This window comes from Serinicoccus shuyuelongi, from assembly GCF_045032955.1.
Lineage (GTDB): Bacteria > Actinomycetota > Actinomycetes > Actinomycetales > Dermatophilaceae > Ornithinicoccus.
In genome coordinates this window covers 1-20,272 of the sequence record NZ_JBJFZU010000012.1, presented here as the reverse complement: position 1 = coordinate 20,272, position 20,272 = coordinate 1, and the positions used below count along the sequence as shown (strand labels likewise).

The 20,272-nt window shown below is 70.4% G+C and carries 17 protein-coding genes; 9 read left to right on the top strand and 8 right to left on the bottom strand.

Annotated features, from left to right (window positions below; translation table 11 throughout):
* Nucleotides 1-17: 17 nt before the first annotated feature.
* Both ACI3EY_RS14000 and ACI3EY_RS13995 read left to right on the top strand, forming a co-directional pair.
* The gene (locus ACI3EY_RS14000) at nucleotides 18-812 is read left to right on the top strand and encodes a thioesterase family protein (protein ID WP_405040809.1); all 795 of its coding nucleotides are present in this window, start codon (nucleotides 18-20) and stop codon (nucleotides 810-812) included.
* A gap of 262 nt (nucleotides 813-1,074) precedes the next feature.
* On the top strand, nucleotides 1,075-1,656 hold the full coding sequence (locus tag ACI3EY_RS13995; RefSeq protein WP_405040808.1) for a hypothetical protein: 582 nt from the start codon (nucleotides 1,075-1,077) through the stop codon (nucleotides 1,654-1,656).
* 81 nt (nucleotides 1,657-1,737) lie between these two features.
* Here the strand turns inward: ACI3EY_RS13995 and ACI3EY_RS13990 are convergent, their stop codons facing one another.
* From ACI3EY_RS13990 to ACI3EY_RS13970, 5 genes are all read right to left on the bottom strand, one after another.
* On the bottom strand, nucleotides 1,738-2,928 hold the full coding sequence (locus ACI3EY_RS13990) for an O-succinylhomoserine sulfhydrylase (RefSeq protein ID WP_405036633.1): 1,191 nt from the start codon (nucleotides 2,926-2,928) through the stop codon (nucleotides 1,738-1,740).
* A gap of 127 nt (nucleotides 2,929-3,055) precedes the next feature.
* On the bottom strand, nucleotides 3,056-4,033 hold the full coding sequence (locus ACI3EY_RS13985; protein ID WP_405040807.1) for an ABC transporter ATP-binding protein: 978 nt from the start codon (nucleotides 4,031-4,033) through the stop codon (nucleotides 3,056-3,058).
* Nucleotides 4,033-5,748 (bottom strand): ABC transporter permease, encoded by a 1,716-nt coding sequence (locus ACI3EY_RS13980; protein WP_405040806.1) that lies wholly within the window; start codon nucleotides 5,746-5,748, stop codon nucleotides 4,033-4,035. Before ACI3EY_RS13980 ends, ACI3EY_RS13985 begins: the two co-directional genes overlap by 1 nt.
* Nucleotides 5,745-6,962: a thiamine ABC transporter substrate-binding protein gene (locus ACI3EY_RS13975; RefSeq protein ID WP_405040805.1), complete on the bottom strand. Its 1,218-nt coding sequence runs from the start codon at nucleotides 6,960-6,962 to the stop codon at nucleotides 5,745-5,747. Before ACI3EY_RS13975 ends, ACI3EY_RS13980 begins: the two co-directional genes overlap by 4 nt.
* A gap of 76 nt (nucleotides 6,963-7,038) precedes the next feature.
* Nucleotides 7,039-7,332 (bottom strand): hypothetical protein, encoded by a 294-nt coding sequence (locus ACI3EY_RS13970; protein WP_405040804.1) that lies wholly within the window; start codon nucleotides 7,330-7,332, stop codon nucleotides 7,039-7,041.
* A gap of 195 nt (nucleotides 7,333-7,527) precedes the next feature.
* On the opposite strand from ACI3EY_RS13970, the gene ACI3EY_RS13965 reads away from it, so the two are divergent.
* The 5 genes from ACI3EY_RS13965 to ACI3EY_RS13945 all read left to right on the top strand — a co-directional run bounded on the left by ACI3EY_RS13965 (nucleotide 7,528) and on the right by ACI3EY_RS13945 (nucleotide 14,964).
* Entirely contained in the window at nucleotides 7,528-7,806 is a 279-nt protein-coding gene (locus ACI3EY_RS13965; RefSeq protein WP_405040803.1) for a DUF4235 domain-containing protein, read from the top strand.
* 177 nt (nucleotides 7,807-7,983) lie between these two features.
* Nucleotides 7,984-9,804 carry a polysaccharide biosynthesis protein gene (locus ACI3EY_RS13960; protein ID WP_405040802.1) on the top strand — a complete coding sequence of 607 codons (1,821 nt, stop codon included), beginning with the start codon at nucleotides 7,984-7,986 and terminating at the stop codon, nucleotides 9,802-9,804.
* Entirely contained in the window at nucleotides 9,801-10,685 is an 885-nt protein-coding gene (locus ACI3EY_RS13955) for an MraY family glycosyltransferase (RefSeq protein ID WP_405040801.1), read from the top strand. The genes ACI3EY_RS13960 and ACI3EY_RS13955 overlap by 4 nt, the downstream gene beginning before the upstream one ends.
* Nucleotides 10,619-11,974, top strand: coding sequence for an SGNH/GDSL hydrolase family protein (locus ACI3EY_RS13950; RefSeq protein WP_405040800.1), 1,356 nt, complete (start codon nucleotides 10,619-10,621; stop codon nucleotides 11,972-11,974). Before ACI3EY_RS13955 ends, ACI3EY_RS13950 begins: the two co-directional genes overlap by 67 nt.
* A gap of 8 nt (nucleotides 11,975-11,982) precedes the next feature.
* Nucleotides 11,983-14,964, top strand: a complete 2,982-nt coding sequence (locus ACI3EY_RS13945; RefSeq protein ID WP_405040799.1) for a glycosyltransferase — start codon at nucleotides 11,983-11,985, stop codon at nucleotides 14,962-14,964.
* A 33-nt stretch (nucleotides 14,965-14,997) separates the two neighbouring features.
* On the opposite strand, the gene ACI3EY_RS13940 is transcribed toward ACI3EY_RS13945, so the two are convergent.
* Genes ACI3EY_RS13940 through ACI3EY_RS13930 form a run of 3 tightly spaced genes read right to left on the bottom strand, consistent with a single transcriptional unit; the run spans nucleotide 14,998 to nucleotide 18,457 of the window.
* Complete coding sequence (locus ACI3EY_RS13940; protein ID WP_405040798.1) at nucleotides 14,998-15,987, bottom strand: Gfo/Idh/MocA family protein; 990 nt, start codon at nucleotides 15,985-15,987, stop codon at nucleotides 14,998-15,000.
* A gap of 2 nt (nucleotides 15,988-15,989) precedes the next feature.
* A complete protein-coding gene (locus ACI3EY_RS13935; protein ID WP_405040797.1) occupies nucleotides 15,990-17,099 on the bottom strand; it encodes a DegT/DnrJ/EryC1/StrS family aminotransferase in 1,110 nt (369 codons plus the stop codon).
* Nucleotides 17,100-17,134: 35 nt separating this feature from the next.
* Complete coding sequence (locus ACI3EY_RS13930) at nucleotides 17,135-18,457, bottom strand: nucleotide sugar dehydrogenase (protein WP_405040796.1); 1,323 nt, start codon at nucleotides 18,455-18,457, stop codon at nucleotides 17,135-17,137.
* A gap of 85 nt (nucleotides 18,458-18,542) precedes the next feature.
* Between ACI3EY_RS13930 and wecB the strand changes: the two genes are divergently transcribed.
* Nucleotides 18,543-19,628 carry a non-hydrolyzing UDP-N-acetylglucosamine 2-epimerase gene (gene wecB / locus ACI3EY_RS13925; protein WP_405040795.1) on the top strand — a complete coding sequence of 362 codons (1,086 nt, stop codon included), beginning with the start codon at nucleotides 18,543-18,545 and terminating at the stop codon, nucleotides 19,626-19,628.
* 152 nt (nucleotides 19,629-19,780) lie between these two features.
* Nucleotides 19,781-20,272, top strand: a 492-nt coding sequence (locus tag ACI3EY_RS13920) for a hypothetical protein (protein WP_405040794.1), incomplete at its 3' end; no start/stop codon positions are given.

The following is a 20,272-nucleotide window of genomic DNA, read 5'->3' as shown; positions in this document are numbered from 1 at the left end:
TACTACACTCGCCGACCATGAGCACCGAGCCTCGGCACTACTTCACCGCGCTGGGCGAGGGGAGGTACCGGCCGACCGAGCACGTCCAGGGGGCCTGGTCGCCGGACGAGCAGCACGTCGCCCCGGTGATCGGCCTGCTGCTGCACGCCCTGGAGCTCAACCACCCCCGCACCGACGCCGAGCTCGCGTGGGCGCGGCTGTCGGTGGACATCCTGGGGTTCATCCGCCGCGAGGAGATGCAGGTCAGCACCCGGGTGCTGCGCCCCGGGCGGACGATCGAGCTGCTCGAGGCGAGCGTGGAGATCGGCGGCCGGGACGCGGTCCGGATGACCGCGTGGCGGCTGGTCACCCAGGACACCGCGGCGGTGGCCGCGACCGAGCACGAGCCGATGCCCGGCCCCGACGAGGCCGAGCCGTGGGCCGGCATGGACCACTGGGACGGCGGGTTCATCCGCTCGGGCGAGTTCCGCTCGGTCGGAGGGGCCAGGCCGGGGCGGGCCCGGACCTGGGTGCGCAGCACGGTGCCGCTGGTCGGCGGCGAGGACGCCTCGCCGCTGGCGTCCTGGGTGGGGCTGCTGGACACCGCGAACGGCACCGCCGGGCGGGCCGAGCCGGGCGAGTGGCTCTACCCGAACGTGGACCTGACGCTGCACCTGCACCGGCTGCCGCACGGCCCGTGGGTCGGGCTGGACACCCGGGTCTCCTGGGGGCCGACAGGGGTGGGCCTGACGTCCTCGGTGGTGCACGACGAGCAGGGGCCGGTCGGCACCCTCGCGCAGGCGTTGACGGTGCGGCCGGGCACCTCCGGGTAGGCCGCGCAGCAGACTGTGGTGCACGTCACAGTATCTGGGTGCAACGAATCCGCTCTCCACGACGTCTAGGTAAGTGTCGGTTCGGGACAGCCGACGCCCCGTCGGGTGGGGCCGCGTCAGACGCGGGACTCGGGGGGTAGAAGGAGGGTGGGGCGCTGGATCAGGGACCAGCGCCCCACCACCTTTTCACCCTTCGTGCGCCCGGGCCGGACACGACCTCGGACCTAGACTGGCGGGGACGATCCCACGGAGGTGTCATCCCATGACCCGCACCCGCAGCATCACGCCCCTGCTCGCCGCCATCGGCCTCAGCGCCGTCCTCGTCGGCTGCGGCCAGAGCGAGGCCCCCACCGGCTCCGCGCCGACCACGGAGGACGTCCAGGAGAGCACCACCCCACCCAGCGACGAGGACGACACCGCATCCCCCAGCGACGAGGACGAGAGCGACATGACCGGTGACAAGCCCGAGCAGACCAGGATCCCCGTCCCCGGTGAGGGCTCCGGCGCCACCGGAGAGCTCCCGCTCGGAGAGGTCTCCGACAGCGTCGCGTCCCGGGAGGACGTGCAGACGGCGGTGACCGCCGAGGCCGAGCGTTCCGGGGTCTCCGCCGAGGCCGTCACGGTCGCCGGCTATGCCGACGTCACCTGGTCCGACGGCTCGATCGGGTGCCCGAAGGACGGGATGATGTACACCCAGGCGCTCGTCCCCGGTCACCAGCTGATCCTCGAGGTGGACGGCGAGTACCGCAGCTACCACGCCGCGGAGGGCAAGCCCTTCAGCTACTGCGCCCAGCCGAGCCCGCCCACCTCGAGCGGTTCGGTGGGCGGCACCAGCGACAGCTGACCCCCTCCTCCCTGCCCCGACCGGGCGAGCGTTGTGCCCCGACCGGGCGAGCGCTCTGTCCGGACCGGGCGAGCGTTGTGCTCAGCCGAAGGCCGCCGCGAAGCCCCGCTCCAGGTCGGCCAGAAGGTCCTCCGGGTCCTCCAGGCCGACCGAGAGCCTGATCGTCCCCCCGGTGATCCCGGCGGCCAGCCGCGCCTCCTCCGGCAGCCGCCGATGGGTCGTGGTCGCCGGGTGCGTGGTCAACGACTTCGCGTCGCCGAGGTTGTTGGAGATGTCGACGACCTGCAGCGCGTTCATGAACGCGAACGCCTGCTCCTGACCGCCGTCCAGGGTGAAGGTGACGACGGTGCCCCCGCCGCTCATCTGCCGCCGGGCCAGCTCCCGCTGCGGGTGCGACTCCAGCCACGGGTGGAACACGCGCCGCACCCGCCCCTGCGCCTCGAGGTGGTGCGCCAGCCCCAGCGCGGTCTCGGCCATCCTGTCCACCCGCAGCCGTAGCGTCTCCAGCCCCTTCAGCGTCACCCAGGCGTTGAACGGCGACATCGCCGGCCCGGTATGCCGCAGCAGCGTCTGGATCGGCCCCGCCACCAGCTCCTCCGGTCCGAGGATCGCCCCGCCCATCACCCGCCCCTGACCGTCGATGTGCTTGGTCGTGGAGTAGACGACGATGTCGGCCCCGTGGTCCAGCGGCCGCGAGTGCACCGGCGTGCCGAAGACGTTGTCGACCACCACGACCGCCCCGGCCCGGTGCGCGATCTCGCTCACCGCGGCGATGTCGACCAGTTCCTGGGTGGGGTTGCTCGGCGTCTCGAAGAACACCGCGCGCGCCGGGGTGGACAGCGCCTCCTCCCACGCCGCCAGGTCGGTGCCGTCCACGAAGGTGCTCTCCACGCCCCAGCGCCGCAGCACCTCGTCCACCACCACGAAGCACGAGCCGAAGAGCGCCCGCGAGGCGACGATCCGGTCCCCCGCAGCGCACAGCCCGCCCAGCGCGGAGAAGACCGCGGACATCCCCGAGGCGGTCGCGCGGCATACCTCGGCGCCGTGCAGCAGCCGCATCCGCTCCTCCAGCATCGCCACGGTCGGGTTGCCGTAGCGGCTGTAGACGAACCGGTCGATCTCCTCGGCGAAGGCGGACTCGGCCTCCTCAGCGCTCGAGTAGACGTAGCCGGAGGTCGGGTAGATCGCCTCCGCGGTCTCGTCGAAGGGGCTCCGCATGAGCCCGCCACGCACCGCGAGCGTGTCCGGGCGCCAGTCTGCAGGGATGTCCATAGCGACCCAATGTAGGCCCGGGGGCGGGTGGTTCCGGCATCGGTCCGCACCCGACTCGGTATGCCGTCCCCGCAGGTCAGCGCGGGTGTCCGCAGACCCTTTCCCGCGCCGGGGCGGTGTCCGCAGGTCAGTCGGGCAGGGACGCCAGACCGCGCGGATCCACCGCGAGCCGCACCCTGTCACCGACCTGCACCCCGACGTCCTCACCGAGCGCATGGCAGCGCCCGACCCCGTCGACGTCCACCTCGAGGTGCACGGCGTCGGAGACGGTGAGGGCCCGGGACACCTCCCCGTGCAGCAGGCCGTCGGCCCGCTGCCGCAGCGCTCCCCGGCGCAACGCCAGGGTCACCCCACCGACGGCGGGCGCCACCCGGGCGGCGGCCTCCCCGGTGAGGAAGGTCTGGTAGCCGATGAACTCGGCGACCTCGCGGCTGACCGGGCTCGACCACACCTGAGCGGTCGGCCCTTCCTGGGCGATCCGGCCGGCCAGCATGACGGCCACCCGGTCGGCGACGGTGAAGGCCTCGTCGTGGTCGTGGGTGACCAGCATCGCGGTGGTGCCGGTGGTGGTAAGGATGTCGCGCAGGTCGCCGGCCAGCCGGTCCCGCAGCGACCGGTCCAGCGAGCTCAGCGGCTCGTCGAGCAGCAGCAGGGCCGGCTCGGCGGCGAGCGCCCGGGCCAGCGCCACCCGCTGCTGCTGGCCGCCGGACAGGGTGGCGGGGCGGCGGTCGGCATACCCGGGCAGACCGACCAGCCTGAGCAGCTCCTCGGCGCGCTGCCGCCGCCGGGCGCGCGGCACCCCTCGCAGCCGTAGCGGGTAGGCGATGTTGTCCCCGGCGGTGGCGTGCGCGAAGAGCTGCCCGTCCTGGAACATCAGCGCGAACCCGCGCCGGTGGGTCGGCACCGGGGCGAGGTCGGTGCCCCGCCAGCGCACCGCCCCGCCGGCCAACGGCTCCAGCCCGGCGACCGCCCGCAGCAGCGTCGACTTCCCGCAGCCGGAGGGCCCGAGCACCGCCAGCACCTCTCCCTCCTCCAGGCGCAGCGACACGTCGTCCACGGCCACCGTCTGGGGGAAGGTCACCCGTACCGCGTCCAGCTCCAGCATCAGAAGGCTCCTACCGATCCGACGCGCAGCCGTTCGACCACGCCCATGACGACCACCGTGACCAGGGCGAGCAGCACGCTCGCGGCCAGGGCCATGCCCAGGTGCTCGGCCCCCGGCCGGGAGATGAGCTGGTAGATCACCACTGGGACCGTGGGGCGGTCCGGGCGGGCGAGGAAGCTGGTGGCCCCGAACTCCCCCAGCGAGACGGCGAAGGCGAAGCCGGTGGCCGCGGCGACGGGGCGGGCGAGCACCGGGGCCTCGGCCGTCCACGCGGCCCGCCAGGGTCCGGCCCCGAGCGCCGCCGCGGCCTCCCGCTGCCGGGGATCGATCGAGCGCAGCACCGGGGCCAGGGTGCGCACCACCAGCGGCAGCGCGACCATCGCCTGGGCGATCGGCACCAGCACCGGGGAGGTGCGCAGGTCCAGCGGCGGCCGGTCCAGGGTGATCAGGAAGCCGAAGCCGACGGTGACCGCGGAGATCCCCAGCGGCAGCATGAACGCCCCGTCCAGGGTGGACACGGCGCGGGCCCAGCCGCGGGAGCGGGGACGGCGCGAGACCACGACCGAGACCAGCAGCCCGAGCACCATCGCCAGCACGGTCGCGTCCACCGCGGTGCGCAGCGAGTTCGCCATCGCCTCGCTGACGCTGACCCGCAGCGCGCTGGTCGCGTCCGGGTCGCCGAGCGCCCGGTAGTTCCCGAACCCCCAGCCGTCGGGCACCTGCAGCGAGCGCGCCACCAGCGTGCCGACCGGCAGCAGCACGAAGCCGACGGCCAGCCCGGTCATCGCCAGCGCCGGCAGGTCACCCCGCGTGGGCCGCCGGGCCGCGGCCTGCGCGCCCACCCGCTGCAGCGCCGTCTCGCGACGGGAGCGGGTGCGGGCGGCCAGCACCAGCATCGCCACCACGGCGACCAGCTGCAGCAGCGAGAGCACCGCGGCGCCCTGCAGGTCGAGGAAGTTCACGGTGAGCAGGTAGATCTCGGTCTCGATGGTCCCGTAGCGCAGCCCGCCGAGGGTCAGCACCACCCCGAAGGCGGTCGAGCAGAAGAGGAAGACCAGCGTCGCGGCGGCGACGATCCCCGGCGCGAGGGCGGGGAGGGTGACCGAGCGCCATACCTGCCAGGGGGAGGCGCCCAGCGCCGCGGCGGACTCCTCCGCCCGCCGGTCCAGGCCCTCCCACAGCCCGCCGACGGTGCGCACCACGACCGCCAGGTTGAAGAAGACGAAGGCGAGCAGGATCGGCACCCACGTCCCGTCCAGCCCGAGCCCGCCGAGCGGGCCGCCGGAGGAGAGCAGCGACCGGAACATCACCCCGACCACCACCGTCGGCATCACGAAGGGCATCACCACCAGCGCCCGCAGCACCCCCCGTCCGGGGAAGCGCAGCCGGTAGAGGGTGAAGGCCAGCGGCAGCCCGAGCACCAGGGTGAGGACGACGCCGGCGGTAGAGCTGACCAGGGTGAAGGTCAGCACCCGCAGGGTCCGCGACCGGCCCAGCACCTCCGGCACACCGGACAGGTCCAGGGCACCGTCGGGGAAGAGCCCGCGGGCGAGCATCCCGGAGACCGGCAGCACGAAGAAGACCGCCAGGAAGGCGAGCGGCACCAGCGCGGCCACCCCGAGCGCGAGCCCGGGCCTGGTCAGGTATGCCGTCGGCCGGCGCCGGCTGCGCACTCCCCCGCCCGGGTGGTCCCCCGGCGGGCGTCGCGGCGTCATCCGGTGGCGATGTCCGCCCACTCGCGCAGCCAGGTCTCCCGCTCGGCCTCGATCTGCTGCGGGTGCACCACGATCGGGCTCTCGGCGACCTGGGCCCACTGCGACCACAGCTCCGGCAGCGCCACCTCGTCGTCGACGGGGTAGACGTACATGGCGTCCGGGATGGCAGCCTGCACCTCCGCCGACAGCAGCCAGTCGATGACCGCCTCCGCACCCTGCGGGTTGGCCGCCCCCTCGAGCACCCCGGCGTACTCCACCTGGCGGAAGCAGGTGTCCAGCAGCGCCCGGCTGGTGGGCTCGAAGCCGCCCTCGGGGATGGTGGCAGGCGGACTGGAGGCGTAGGACAGCACGATCGGCCGGTCCCCCTCGCCGCCACCAGCGGTGAAGTCGACGGTGTAGGCGTCGGTCCAGCCGCTGGTGACCTTGGCGCCGTTGTCCATCAGGTCCTCCCAGTAGCCCTGCCACTGGTCCGGCCCGAACTCCCCGACCGTGGCCAGCAGGAACGCCATCCCGGGGCTGGAGGTGCTGGCGCCCGGGGTGACGAAGAGGTCCTCGTACTCCGGCTCGAGCAGGTCCGCCAGGGTCTCTGGCGGGGTGATGCCCTGGTTGGCGAACCAGTAGGTGTCGATGTTGACGCAGACGTCGCCGTAGTCGATCGGGGTCAGGTATGCGCTGCCGTCCGGCAGCGCGTGCTCCTCCGCCGACTCCGGCAGCTCCTCGGAGGTGTAGGCCGCGAGCGCCTCCTCGGCGATCACCCGGCTGGCGAAGGTGTTGTCGACCCCGAAGACGACGTCGGCGGTGGGGTTGCCGGCGGTGAGCACCAACTGGTTGGCCATCGCGCCGGCGTCGCCGGAGAGCTGGACCTCCAGGTCGTAGCCGGTGTCGGCCTCGAACTGGGCGATGAGCTCGTCCGGGAGGGTGAAGGAGTCGTGCGCGGCGAGGACGACGGTGCCGGTCTCGACGGGCTCAGGGTCCGGCTCGGCCGAGGCGTCGGAGCCGTCGGCATCGTCAGTGCTGTCGGCGCTGTCGTCCTCGGTGCCGTCGGCACTGTCGTCGGACCCGGCCTCGTCCTCCGTCCCGGCACTGGTGGGCGGCGACCCGGTGTCGTCCTCTCCTTCGCCGAGCAACGTGCAGGAGCTCAGGACGAGAGCGGTGGTGGCAGCCACGGCGATGCCGGTGGCAGCGGGGCGGTGGATGGTACGGGTACGGGTCATGCCGATTCTCCTCATCGACTTCCTTCGCCGGTGCTAGCCGGTGCAGGTTCGAGGGTCTGCGGCCGTGGCCGCACTCTCAGCGCTCGTGCGCTCCCCTGTCGTGGTCGTTCTCGACACTATCACCGGCGTCCCCCGGGTCCTCGTCCCCGGGGACGGCCTGCTCCGGCGGCCGGTATATGCGACCGCCGCTGCGTGGCTGCGGTGCCGGCGGGCGCGGGTCCAGCAGGTTGTCCATCCCGTCCAGCGTCCCCTTGGCATGGGTGGCGGCAATCGCGAAGATCACGATGCCCAGGATCGCCCAGATCAGCACGATGCCCCACGTCACGACGGCCCACACAGGCATACCGTCCAGCGCCGCAGGCATTGTCACTTTGCCCTTTCCTTACTTTTCGTCCAGATATCGACGGTTCGACCCCGGTTGAATTCGCGGTGACTTTATCAGCCGCACCCGGAGGCGAACGGCCTCATTCCTCAGGGTGAGACCGTTCTGAGGGCCCGAACTCCTGGTCACCGGCCCACCCCACTCCGACACGCCGCCCCGGGCCCGCTGTGACAGGATCGGGGCATGGGCAACATCGTCGCCAAACTGGCCACCACCGCCGCCGCCGTCGGCGCCAGCTTCATCGCGCACAAGCTGACCAACGGCACCTGGAAGTTCGTCACCGGTCGTGACTCCCCCGAGAACCCGGAGGACCCGGACATCGACTTCAAGGAGGCCGTCGCCTTCGCCGTCCTCTCGGGTGTCATCGTGGGTCTGTCCCGCATGATCGCCAACCGGCAGTCGTCCAAGGTGATCGCCAGAGCAAGCGGCAAGTCCTCCGAGCAGGTCGCGGACGCCAGCTGATTCGTGTGAATATCGTCACACCCTGGTGCCGGTGGACGCCTGGATCTTAGGTGTGGACCCCGGCCGCGGGACGTCTGTGCATACCTGATAGTTGCGCGCGTGGACGCGGGGCGTCATTCTTGAGCGGGTCTCACTACCCGCATTTCATGAAACCGCTCTCGACGCAAGGTTCTGATCGTGCGCCCACCTCCTCCCAGCCGCCTGCGCGACTTTGTCGTGCATGCCGTGTGGGCCCTGGGCGACGGCGGGATCTGGGCGTTCGCCGTCATCTTCTCGACGTGGCTGCGTTTTCAGTACGACGCCTCGCAGGCCTTCGTGAACGGCACCTGGATGGTGGCGGGCGCCGCCGCGCTCCTGCACATCACCATCGGCATGGTGCTCGGCCCCTATCTCGTCCGGCACGTGCGCGGCTCCTTCGAGGAGGTCACCGCGGTGACCCGGGCGGCGCTGATCACCGGGATCCTGCTCGCCGTCTGGGCGCTGTGGATCGACCCGGTCATCGTCCCCCGGTCGGTCCCTGCCATCGGCGGAGCGATCGCGCTCTCGATGATGTTGGCCCTGCGCTTCGTGGTCCGGTCCTACCGTTCCCGCGCCGCTGTCCGCCGCGAGGTCGACCACCGTGCGGTGATCTACGGCGCCGGCCACATGGGTCGCCGGCTGCTGGCCGACATGGTGGGCGACGACACCTCTCCGTTCCGCCCGGTCGCCCTGCTCGACGACGACCGCAGCAAGCGCAAGCTGCGGATCGGTGGTGTCCGGGTGCGGGGCACCGGGGAGGCGATGGGCAGGGTCGCCACCCGGTATGAGGCGACCCACCTTATCGTGGCCATCCCGCGGGCGGACGCCGCCTTCATGCGCCGGGTCAACGAGCTGGCCGGCGAGGCCGGGCTCACCGTCATGGTGCTGCCCACCCTCGGGGAGCTCCTGGACGCCGACCCGAGCGTCGCCGACCTGCGCGACCTGGACCTGGAGGACCTGCTCGGCCGACGGGCCACCGACCTGGACCAGAGCGCCATCGCCGACCACCTGACCGGCAAGGTCGTGCTGGTGACCGGGGCCGGCGGTTCGATCGGCGCCGAGCTGTGCCGGCAGATCAGCCGCTTCAACCCCTCCCGGCTGGTGCTCCTGGACCGGGACGAGTCGAACCTGCAGGCCACCCAGCTGTCGCTGACCGGTCGCAGCCTGCTGCAGCACGACGACCTGGCCCTGGCCGACATCTCCGATGCCGGGCTGGTGGACAGGGTCTTCGCCGAGCACCGGCCGGACGTGGTCTTCCACGCGGCGGCGCTCAAGCACCTGCCGCTGCTGGAGCGCTTCCCCCGGGAGGCCTGGCGGGTCAACGTGCTGGGCACCCTCAACGTGCTGCGCGCCTCCGCCAGCTACGGGGTGGGCACGTTCGTCAACATCAGCACCGACAAGGCGGCCAGCCCCACCTCGGTGCTCGGCTGGACCAAGCGGGCCACCGAGCGGCTCACGGCGCACTTCGCCTTCAGTCAGCCTGGCCGCTACGTCTCCGTCCGTTTCGGCAACGTGCTCGGCTCCCGCGGCTCGGTGATCCCGATCTTCGCCGACCAGATCGAGCGGGGCGGCCCGGTGACGGTCACCCACCCCGACGTCGAGCGCTACTTCATGCTCATCCCGGAGGCCTGCCAGCTCGTCATGCAGGCCGCTTCGATGGGCTCGGACGGCGACGTCCTGGTCCTCGACATGGGGACCCCCGTCCGGATCGCCGACATGGCCCGCACCCTGATCGCGATGTCCGGGGAGCGGGACGTCGAGATCGTCTTCACCGGCCTGCGGCGCGGGGAGAAGCTGACCGAGGAGCTCTTCGGCCTGGACGAGCAGATGCCGACCGGGCACGAGCTGCTCTGGTCGGTCCGGGTGCCCGGGCTGGATCCCGAGGACCTCCCGGACAGCCGGCTCGCGCGCACCCCCGAGCTGCTCGCCTGGCTGCGTGACCGCTCCGACCCCGCCGAGAGCGTACTCCGCTCGGTATGAGCGACGCTCATCCCGCCATGCTTGCCCTGGGCGCCATGGCCCTCACCGTCGCCTCGGCGCCGGTCCTTGCTCCGCAGTTGCGCGCGTGGGGCCTCGTGGACGTCCCGAACCACCGGTCGTCCCACGACACCCCCACCCTGCGAGGGGGTGGCGTCGCGCCGATGGTGGGGGTCCTTCTGGCGGCCACAGGGGCCACACTGCTGGGCGCGGACGGGATCCCCTGGACGGCTCTCGTCATCTGCGTCGCGGTGAGCCTCCTGGGTCTGGTGGTCGACCTCCGGGAGACGTCACCCCTCGTCCGGGTCGTCGCGTTGGCGCTGCTCGGTGCCGCACTCGGATCGCTCCTGGGAGACACAGGGCCGGCGCTCCTCGGAGCGGTTGCGATGCCGGTGATCGTGAACGTCGTCAACTTCATGGACGGCGTCAACGGCATCACGGTGCTCACGTCCGCCGCGTGGGGCCTCGTCGTCATCCTCGGGGCCACCAGCCCTGCCGCAGTCGCCCTCGCCGCCCTGACGCTGGGTGCGGCCATCGGCTTCCTGCCCTGGAACCTCCCTCGAGCACGGATGTTCCTCGGCGACTGCGGAAGCTACCTCTTTGGAGCTCTCATCGCGGCGGCGCTCCTCCTGGAGTACGAGGGCGGCCAGCGTCCGCTCCTGTTTGTCGCACCGCTCGTCCCCTACCTGCTCGACACCTGCAGCACAGTGATGCGCAGGGCCGCACGAGGGGAACGCCTGACCGAGGCACACCGCGAGCACCTCTATCAGCGGCTTGCCCGCCGCCCTGGGTGGACCCACGGACGCGTCGCTGCACTGTGGGCCGCTGCGGCCCTCGGGGTGAGTGGGATCTGGTGGCTGCTCGGGCACAATGGTGCCTCGTGAACGGCGCATCCAGGGTGAGATCCACCGGCCTCGGCCTCGTGGTCATCCTTGTCAACGTCCTGATCGTGGCTCTGATCGCACTGGGCTTCTCGCAACGCGGGTTCTCGGGTTGGTGGGACACTCTCACCGGCGACTGGTCCACGCCGTCGGTCACGGATCCCTATGGTGACGACAACGGCGCGATGACGTCCGCACCCCCCACTCAGGACGACGCCGCAGCGACGACGGGGCCACCTTCTACGCCTACGCCGGAGGAGGAGACAGAGCCCGAGCCACAGTCAGTGCGCGAGCGCTACGAGGACGGTGAGGAGCTCACGGTGCTGGTCCTGGGCGACCGGACCGGGACCCACGAGAACGACTGGGTAGCCGCATGGGCACGCCAGCTCGCCGACGGACCCCGTGAGGTAGGGCTGTCCACCACGCTCCCGAGCGATCCGACGCGATACGGGGACCTCCTCGAGCTGGGGGGTGAGGGGCCGACTCTGTCGATCTACAACGCGAGCATGGTGGACGGGACCCCCGGGTATGCCGCGGACCGGCTCGATCTGTTCGTCCAGGACGACCCTGACCTGGTTCTCGTGAACTTCGGGCGCGCCAACACTCCTGACAACCTGCCGGAGGCCCTCACCGACCTGCAGGAACAGTTGTCGCAGGAGCTCCCCGACGCCGAGGTCCGATACATCGTGCAACCACCGCGCCGGGACGGCCAGGCTACGGTGACCGAGACGGTGCGTGAGTGGGGCGAGGACGAGGGCGTCGACCTCATCGACGTGGCGCAGATCTTCGAGGACGAAGGGATCGTCGACGTCACCGTCTCGACGCGGGACCCGTTGAGCGTCAACATCTTCGGCGGAGAGCGCTGGGCACAGATCGTCCAGAGCGAGCTCTTCGGCGAGTCCGGTGACGGCGACCAGGCTGACCCGTCCCAGGAGGACGCCGGAACTGCCGAAGGGCCCGCGCCCACTGAAGGCGAGCCGGAGGACACGGGTCCCAACGAGGTGCCGCTACCGACCCAGTTGCCCGTGGAACCGACCTCCAACCCGACACCGTTCCAGCCCCCGGTCCCACCCAGGGAGCCACCGCCGGTCTCACCCGCGCCAAGCGAGCCCTCGCCGACAGAGCCCACGCCGACAGACCCGGCGGAGCCCACGGCACCCGAGCCGACGCAGCCCGAACCCACCGACCCGGGCCCCACCGACCCGGCTCCGACCGATCCGACGAGCCCACCGACGGACCCTGATCCGACGGATCCCGACACCGAGAGCGCACGCTCGCCGCGCGCCTCCTGATGACGCCCATGCGGATCCTGCTCCTGACCCACTACTACCCCCCGGAAGTGGGGCCCCCGCAGCTGCGCTGGTCCGCGCTCGTCCGAGAGTTCCAGGAACGGGGGCACGAGGTCCACGTCCTGGCGCCACCACCGCACTATCCCCTTGGCCGTCTTCTCCCTGGCACCACGGGAGACGACACCCGGGTCGGCAGCGTGGCGCACGGTGAGCACGGGGAGACGGTGCATCGCGTCACCTGGCGACCGTCCCCCACGGCCACCGCCCGCTCCACCCTGCTCGACCAGCTGTTGACCGCTGCTCACAGCGTGCTCACTGGTTGGAGCCGGCGCCACGAGGTGGCCCCCGACATCATCATCGCGACCGCGCCGGCCCTGCCCAGCATGGCTGCAGGATGGGCCCTCGCCCGTCTGCTCCGCCGTCCGCTGGTGCTGGAGATGCGCGACGCCTGGCCGGACCTTGCCACGGACGCACACCCACAAGACCCGTCGCTGTCCCACCGGCTTCGCGGGAGCGCTCTGAGGGCAGCCTCCGCAGGGATCACTGTGCTCCAGTCCAGGGCCGACCTGATCGTCACCACCACCACCAGTTTCGCCGAGGTGCTCCGCAGCCGAGGTATGCGCGACGTCGCCACCGTCCGGAACGCTCACCACGCGCTACCGGCTGTGGAACCGATCCCCCACGGGTCCAGGTCGAGCCGCGACACCCTCCGGATCGTCTACGTCGGGACCGTAGGGCGCGCGCAGGACCTCCAGACGGCCGTGCGAGCCCTGTCCAGAGTCGTCGCCGACGGGACGGACGCGCGTATACGCGTGGTCGGGACCGGGGCGCGGCTTTCTGCAGTGCAGTCGCTCGCACGCGAGCTGGGCGCCCCTGTCGAGTTCGTCGGTCCGGTTCCGAGGCACGAGCTTGCCGAGCACTACCGGTGGGCGGACACGCTGCTGGTGAGTCTGCGGGACTGGCGGGGACTGGCGTGGGCTGTGCCGTCGAAGCTGTACGAGGCGCTGGCGTTGGGCATCCACGTCTCCGGGGTGGTGGCAGGCGAAGCCCGGCAGATCATCGAGGACACCGGCGCCGGTTTCACCGTGCCCCCCGGCGACGACCTCGCGCTGGCCCGCCAGTGGGGCCTCCTCGCCGAAGACGGCCCACGACCGCGACGCGACGCCATGAGCGCCTGGGTGCGGGAGCATGCCCACGAGGAGGGGACGGCGACCACATACCTGCAGCAGCTCGCACGGGTCGTGGGCGCTCACAGCGACACGCCGCCACGAGGTATACGGCTCCTGACGCAGCGGGCCCGGCACCTGGCGGCGGCAGCCGGGACCGTCGTCTCGATGGCACGTGACGACACGGCCTGGCTGACCGTGCAGGCCGGTCGACGGTTGCCCGCGGCGTTGCGCACACGGCTCGGCCGTTGGGCCACCCAACGACCGGACGGGGTCCTGGGGGTCTGGGGCGAACTCCTCCTGGACCGCCCCGAGGAGGCGCGACACCGGTTGGCCGCAGTGGGCGCCCAAGGATCCTTGGCCGGCACGCTGTCCGTGCACGCAGGGACGGCCCCTGCGGCGACCGCGCCGGACGGGCACCGGGCACGCTGGGCCTGGCTGGTCGGCGACCTCGACGAAGCCACCCGCCTGGTGCAGAACGGCCACGTGGCCGAGCGGCTGCGCGACAAGGTCTTGGGCGACCTCGAGGCGCTGACAGGCGGACCGAGGCCGCTGCCGGAGGCACACCGCTCGTGGGAGACGGGGGTGGAACCACGGGTGCTGCACGTGCTCACCAACTCCCTGCCCCATACCCGGTCCGGTTACACGCTGCGTACCCATGCGCTGCTGACCGCCCAGCGCGATGCTGGGACGGCGGTGACGGCGATGACCCGCCCGGCCTACCCCGTCTCTGTGGGGAAGGTGCTGGCCGGCGGTTCGGACACCGTGGACCACATCTCCTACCACCGGTGCGTGCCCTGGGGACTTCCCCCGGGTGAGGCGCAACGCGTGGACGTCTGGGCAGAGCACCTGGTCAGGCTTGCCGAGCAGCATCGCGCGACGCACCTGCACTCGACCACCCACTACCCCAACGCACTCGCAGCGCAGGCGGCAGCACGTTCCCTCGGGTTGCCGTGGGTGCATGAGGTACGGGGCCAGCTCGAACGCACGTGGGCCTCCGCCCGGGCCCGTCACGGGGACCCCGACCCGACGCACTCTCAGCGCTACCTGGCCTGGAGGGCGCGGGAGAGCGAGCTCGCAGCCCAGGCCGACCACGTCATCACTCTTTCCCAGATGATGAAGGCCGATCTGGCCTCCCGCGGGGTGGCCGCTGACCGCATCACCGTCGTCCCCAACGGAATCGACCCGGCTTTGCTCGACCGGGACATCGACCCCGCCGAGGCCAGGCGCTCGCTCGGTCTCCCGGGCGGGGGTCTATGGGTGGGTGCCGTCACGTCCGTCGTCCACTACGAGGGCATGGAGGACCTCGTCGAAGCCGTGGCGATCGCCCGCCATCGTGGACTCGATGTGCGTGCGGCCATCGTGGGGGACGGCCTGGCCTGGCCTGCCCTGCAGCGCAGAGTCGGCGACCTGGGCCTGCAGGACGTGGTGCACCTGCCGGGACGGCTTCCCCGACAGGAGGCCCTGTGCTGGCTCGACGCCCTGGACGTGGTGGCCATTCCTCGGCGTGACTTCGACGTCACCAGGCTGGTGCCGCCGCTCAAGGTCGCCGAGGCCATGGGAGCGGGCAGGCCGGTGATTGCCTCGGACCTGCCGGTACTGGCAGAGACCGTGCGTCAGGGCGAGTGCGGGGTGCTCATCCCTCCCGGCGATCCACAGGCACTCGCCGATGCCATGACCACCATGGCTGACGCCGAGCGACGGGTGAACGTGGCACAGCGGGCACGCGCACATGCGTCCGCCCTCACCTGGCCGGCTCACGCCCGTGTGCTGACAGAGGTCTACGCCCGGATGACGGCTTCGGTGGCCTTCACCACACCCGGCTGATGCCGCGCGAGGACGACATCCGACATCAGGTGGTCACAGGGAGACCGTGCAGCCCGTGCGCTCCGACTCCAGGACCGCTTCTACGACGCGTGCGGTGTGCAGTCCTTCACGCATCGTGACGATGCCCGAGGGATCTCCGAGAACAGCATCCCTGAAAGCCTGGTGCTCACTGCGCAGCGGCTCGGTGCGCTGCAGTGCGTAGCGCACCGAGTCTCCCTCGCTGACCCCGCGGAAGGACGCCATGGTCTCCCAGACATTCGCTGCTCGTCCGTTGGCGTGGAAGGTCAGGTCCGCCTTGATGGTGTCGCTCACCAGCGCCCCGTTCTCCCCCGTCACCACCGTGATCCGCTCCTTGAAGGGCGACAGCCAGTTGACCATGTGGTTCGTGATGGTGCCATCAGCCAGACGACCGGCGATGGACACCATGTCCTCGTCCTCACGTCCCGAACGGCGTGTGGACATGCCACTGACCGTGGCATAGGCCGACTGGGCGACCCATGTGGTGAGGTCTAGGTCGTGGGTGGCCAGATCCTTGACCACACCTACGTCATGGATGCGGTTCGGGAACGTGCCTTGTCGACGGGTGCTGATCTGGTAGATCTGACCGAGCTGACCGTCGGCGATTCTGCTGCGCATCTCCTGAAGGGCAGGGTTGTAACGCTCGATGTAGCCGACCGCGCCGACCAGTTTCGCGGCTTCGAAGACCCGCGCGATCTCCTCTGCCTCATCGATGTCGAAGGCCAAGGGCTTCTCCACCAGGCAATGAACCCCCGCCTCGGCGAAGGTCAGCGCCACCTCGCGGTGGAACTGGGTGGGGACGGCCACGACCGCGTAGTCGATGCCGGCCTCGATCAACGATCGCGCGTCAGGCAGCACGTCCAGTCCCGAGGCAGCACCGTGGAGATCACCCCCAGGGTCCGCAACCGCCACAAGGTCCACCCCGTCAAGAGCCCGCAGGTTGCGGGCGTGGTGGCGGCCCATCATGCCCAGCCCGATCAAGCCGGCACGCAAGTTCGTCGCCATGATCACGCACCGCCCTTGGCGACAGCGTTCACGGCCGCGACGATGTGATCCCGGTCCTCGTCGCTGACGCTCGGGTGAACTGGTAGCGACAGCACCTCGCGGGCAAGCATCTCGGTGACCGGCAGCTCGACATCCTCCTGGAAGGTCGCAAGGCGGTGCACCGGTGTCGGGTAGTAGACACCGCATCCCACGTGATGCTCTTCACGCAGCGCAGTTGCGAACGCGTCCCGCTCGGTTGCTGTCGCACCTTCCAGGCGAACGGTGTACTGGTGATAGACGTGCGTCGCACGGTCGCGGACCGTGGGAACGACGACGCCCGCCAGGTGTGCGTCGAAGAAGGTGGCGAGCTCCTGTCGCCGAGCCGTCCACCCCGGCAGCTTCCGCAGCTGGACCCGTCCGATCGCGGCATGGATGTCGGTCATCCTGTTGTTGAGGCCGACCACTTCATTGGCGTACTGCTTCTCCATACCCTGGTTACGCAGCAGCCGCACCGTCCGTGCGCCCTCGTCGGTGGCACAGGCGACCATGCCGCCTTCACCGGACGTCATGTTCTTCGTGGGATAGAGCGAGAACATGGCAGCGTCGCCGAACGCGCCTACCTGATGGCCGTCCCACGTGGCTCCATGTGCCTGCGCCGCGTCCTCGAACACCCACAGTTGGTGCTCGGCAGCGATTCGCACGATCTCGTCGATCGGCGCCGGGTGGCCGTAGAGGTGCACGGGCTGGATACCGACCGTCCGCTCGGTGATCGCCCGTCGCACGGCGTCGGGGTCGAGTGTGAACGTCTCCGGATCCACGTCGACGAACACCGGGACGGCCCCTGTGATCGCCACCGAGTTCGCCGTCGCGGCGAAGGTGAACGACGGCACGATCACCTCATCCCCCGGCTTCAGCCCCAGAGCGAGCATCCCGAGGTGCTGACCCGAGGTGCCGGAGTTGACGGCGACGCACTCCCGGCCCTCGACCAGCGCGGCCGAGAACTCCTGCTCGAAAGCAGCTACCTCCGGGCCTTGTGCCACCATTCCCGAAGCGAGCACTCGGGTGACTGCGTCCTGCTCGTCCTGACCGATGATCGGCTTGGCCGGGGGGATGAAGGTGCGTTCGCTGGGCACGGTAAAGGCTCCTGGTGAAGTGGGTGCGTGTGATGTCATGCGCTGGCGTCTTCGGAGGCGGTGGCAGAGCCGTCACCCAGAACCATCCGTGGGATCCCGGGCCAGTCCTTGGACGAGGTGATGTTCCGCCCGTCCACCACCAGCTTGACGCCGGGCACGCTCGCACTGGTCAGCTCTGCGTACTCGGGGTGGTTGGTCTGGATGACCACGAGATCCGCGGGCTCGCCGACGGCGTAGGGGTCCCAGCCAAAGCCCGTCAGCTCGTCGTCGGTGTAGTACGGATCGTGCACGGCGACCGACGCGCCGCGCCTACGTAGTTCCTCGACCACAGCGAAGACGCCGGAGAAGGCAGTCTCCTTGACACCGGTGCGGTAGGAGGCGCCGAGGACGACCGCCCGCATGCCCGTCAGCTCTCCCAGCAGGCTGACGGCGCGCTCGACCAGGCGGCCCGGCATCGAGGCGTTCAGTTTGCGGGCTGTGCGTACCGTGTCCGCCTCAGGATGGGTGGAGAGGTAGAGGCGCGGGTAGACCGGGATGCAGTGCCCACCCACGGCGATGCCGGGCTGGTGGATGTGCGAGTACGGCTGTGAGTTGGAAGCCTCGATGACCTTGTAGACGTCGATGCCGTGGTCCTGAGCGAAGAGGGCGAACTCGTTCGCCAACCCGATGTTGACGTCGCGGTATGTCGTCTCAGCCAGTTTGGCGAGCTCTGAGGCTTCTGGCGAGCCGAGGTCCCACACCCCATTGGGGCGGGGAAGGTCGGGACGCGGGTCGAAGGTCAGGGCCGACTCATAGAATTCACGAGCCCGCTCGGCCCCCGCATCGCTGATGGCCCCGATGAGCTTGGGGTACTTCCGCAGATCCTCGAACACGCGCCCGGTCAGTACCCGTTCGGGGGAGAAGACCGCAAAGAAGTCACGCGACTCCTTCAGCCCGGAGATCTCCTCGATCACGGGCACAAAGCGCGATCGGAGGGTCCCTACGGGCAGCGTGGTCTCATAAGAGACCAAGGTGCCCGGGCTCAGGTGCTCGGCAAGAGATCGGGTCGCGCTGTCCATCCAGGCGAAGTCCGGCTCCCATGTCTCTTCGTCGACGAAGAGCGGAACCACGACCACCACCACATCCGCCTGCGGCACGGCATCGGCATAGTCCGTGGTCGCGCGCAATCTCCCCGAGGGGACGTGCTCGGCAAGCTTCTCTCCCAACTGCGCCTCCCCGGGAAAGGGCTCCGCCGCCTGATTGATCAACGAAACCTGGAGCGGGTTGATGTCCACGCCGACCACCTCGTGCCCAGAATCAGCGAACTGGACCGCCAGTGGCAAGCCGATCTTGCCCAGCGCTATCACAGCAGTTTTCATCGATGCCCTTTCACCGTTGCCCTCTCGCGCAACCCTAACGGGACGCGCTGGCAACGCGGAAAGCGGACCGCATACCCTGAGACACGTGAAGATCCTCAGCGTCGTCGGCGCCCGTCCGCAGTTCGTCAAACTGGCCCCGGTGGCCGATGCATGTCGGGGGCGCGGAGTGGAGCACATCATCGTGCACACCGGCCAGCACTACGACCCGATGCTTTCCGATGTCTTCTTCGCCGACCTCCACATTCCCGACCCCGACGTCCACCTCGACGTCGGCTCAGCCGGCCACGGCGCGCAGACCGGCGCCATCCTCGCGCGGATGGACGAGGTCCTGCTTGAGCATCGACCCGACTGGGTGCTGGTCTACGGCGACACCAACTCCACACTGGCCGGTGCACTCTCCGCGGTGAAACTGCACCTACCGGTCGCGCACCTGGAAGCAGGCCTGCGCTCCTTCAACCGAGCCATGCCTGAGGAGCACAACCGTGTCCTCACCGATCACGCCGCCGACCTACTGCTGGCCCCTACCCAGGTGGCCATGGATCACCTGGCCAATGAGGGCTTGGCCGCCCGGTCAACGCTCGTCGGTGACGTCATGGTGGATGTGCTGATGAAGGTCCGCTCCGAACTCACCGACCCCGAAGCCGTGCTGGCCGACCTCGGCCTCGAGCGGGGCAGCTTCTCCATCGCCACGATCCACCGAGCCGAGAACACCGACGACCCGCTACGGCTCGCGGGAATCATCCAGGGCCTGCAGCAGATCGACCACCCGGTCGTCCTATTGGCCCACCCGCGTCTGCGAGACCGGGCCCAGGCACAGGCGCTGGAACTGGAAGGCGGCGCCTTGACTGTGCGCGACCCGCTGCCCTACCCCGCGCTCATCGGCGCAGTCGACGCGGCTCGAGGCGTGGTGACCGACTCCGGAGGCCTGCAGAAGGAGGCCTTCGCCCTCCGCACCCCATGCACCACCGTGCGCAGCGAGACCGAATGGGTCGAGACCGTCGAGCTGGGCTGGAACGTCCTCATCGACCCCCGGACCGGCACCGCTGGTCAAATCGCCTGCGCCGCCTCCCGCCCACACCCCACGGCTACCGACGCCACCCCCTACGGCGACGGCCACGCCGCCACCGCCGTCCTCGACGCCCTACTCGACGGCGCCGACATGGTCGTCTAGGAAAGCGCTCACGCTCACCCACCACCACCACCACCACCACCACCGCCGCTGTAGGCACCCGAAACTAGGTGCCCCTTAAGACAGGCTCGGGTTACGCTGCCCCCACTGGTCGCACGAACCGTGCCGCGACGAAGGACCAGCGAGAGGGTGCGATGAACCACGACGCGGTTCCCTGCGAATCACCCGGCCCAGCCAGCGCTCGGGCCGCCGATGTCCGACAGGCCTACCTTGCTATCAGCCAAGAGGGCCTGCGGCGCATGGGCGAAAAGATCGCGGACGATCCTGCCTACACCTCCAACGAGCACGGACACTTCGCCTGGGACATCTCACTCGCCATACGCGCTGCCTGCCTGATGTGGAAGGTCACCCAGGACCCCGCGCACATGGAGCAGGCAACGACATGGGCGAGGCACGTCGCAGATCGCACCGACGAGGTTGCGGGCCGAACCGACTACCGCGGCCGAAGTGGACCCGTGTGGTCGGCCGGCGCACGCTACACCGCTGGGACGGCCACGGTGGGAACCTTGCGCGACCTGCCGATCCGCCTGCAGGCCGCCGCGGAGCGAGTCGTGATTGAGCGTCCCAGCAACACGACTGCTCGCGTCCACGCGGTGGTCGACGGAGAGAGGGTGTGGTCCTCCCCA

What these genes read in the sequence shown, in the direction of transcription:
- ACI3EY_RS13980 (WP_405040806.1), bottom strand. Translation starts at nt 5,748, where the DNA reads ATGACGCCGCGACGCCCGCCGGGGGACCACCCGGGCGGGGGAGTGCGC.
- ACI3EY_RS13945 (WP_405040799.1), top strand. Translation starts at nt 11,983, where the DNA reads ATGCGGATCCTGCTCCTGACCCACTACTACCCCCCGGAAGTGGGGCCC.
- ACI3EY_RS13990 (WP_405036633.1), bottom strand. Translation starts at nt 2,928, where the DNA reads ATGGACATCCCTGCAGACTGGCGCCCGGACACGCTCGCGGTGCGTGGC.
- ACI3EY_RS13940 (WP_405040798.1), bottom strand. Translation starts at nt 15,987, where the DNA reads ATGGCGACGAACTTGCGTGCCGGCTTGATCGGGCTGGGCATGATGGGC.
- ACI3EY_RS13975 (WP_405040805.1), bottom strand. Translation starts at nt 6,962, where the DNA reads ATGACCCGTACCCGTACCATCCACCGCCCCGCTGCCACCGGCATCGCC.
- ACI3EY_RS13930 (WP_405040796.1), bottom strand. Translation starts at nt 18,457, where the DNA reads ATGAAAACTGCTGTGATAGCGCTGGGCAAGATCGGCTTGCCACTGGCG.
- ACI3EY_RS13955 (WP_405040801.1), top strand. Translation starts at nt 9,801, where the DNA reads ATGAGCGACGCTCATCCCGCCATGCTTGCCCTGGGCGCCATGGCCCTC.
- ACI3EY_RS13965 (WP_405040803.1), top strand. Translation starts at nt 7,528, where the DNA reads ATGGGCAACATCGTCGCCAAACTGGCCACCACCGCCGCCGCCGTCGGC.
- ACI3EY_RS13995 (WP_405040808.1), top strand. Translation starts at nt 1,075, where the DNA reads ATGACCCGCACCCGCAGCATCACGCCCCTGCTCGCCGCCATCGGCCTC.
- ACI3EY_RS13985 (WP_405040807.1), bottom strand. Translation starts at nt 4,033, where the DNA reads ATGCTGGAGCTGGACGCGGTACGGGTGACCTTCCCCCAGACGGTGGCC.
- ACI3EY_RS14000 (WP_405040809.1), top strand. Translation starts at nt 18, where the DNA reads ATGAGCACCGAGCCTCGGCACTACTTCACCGCGCTGGGCGAGGGGAGG.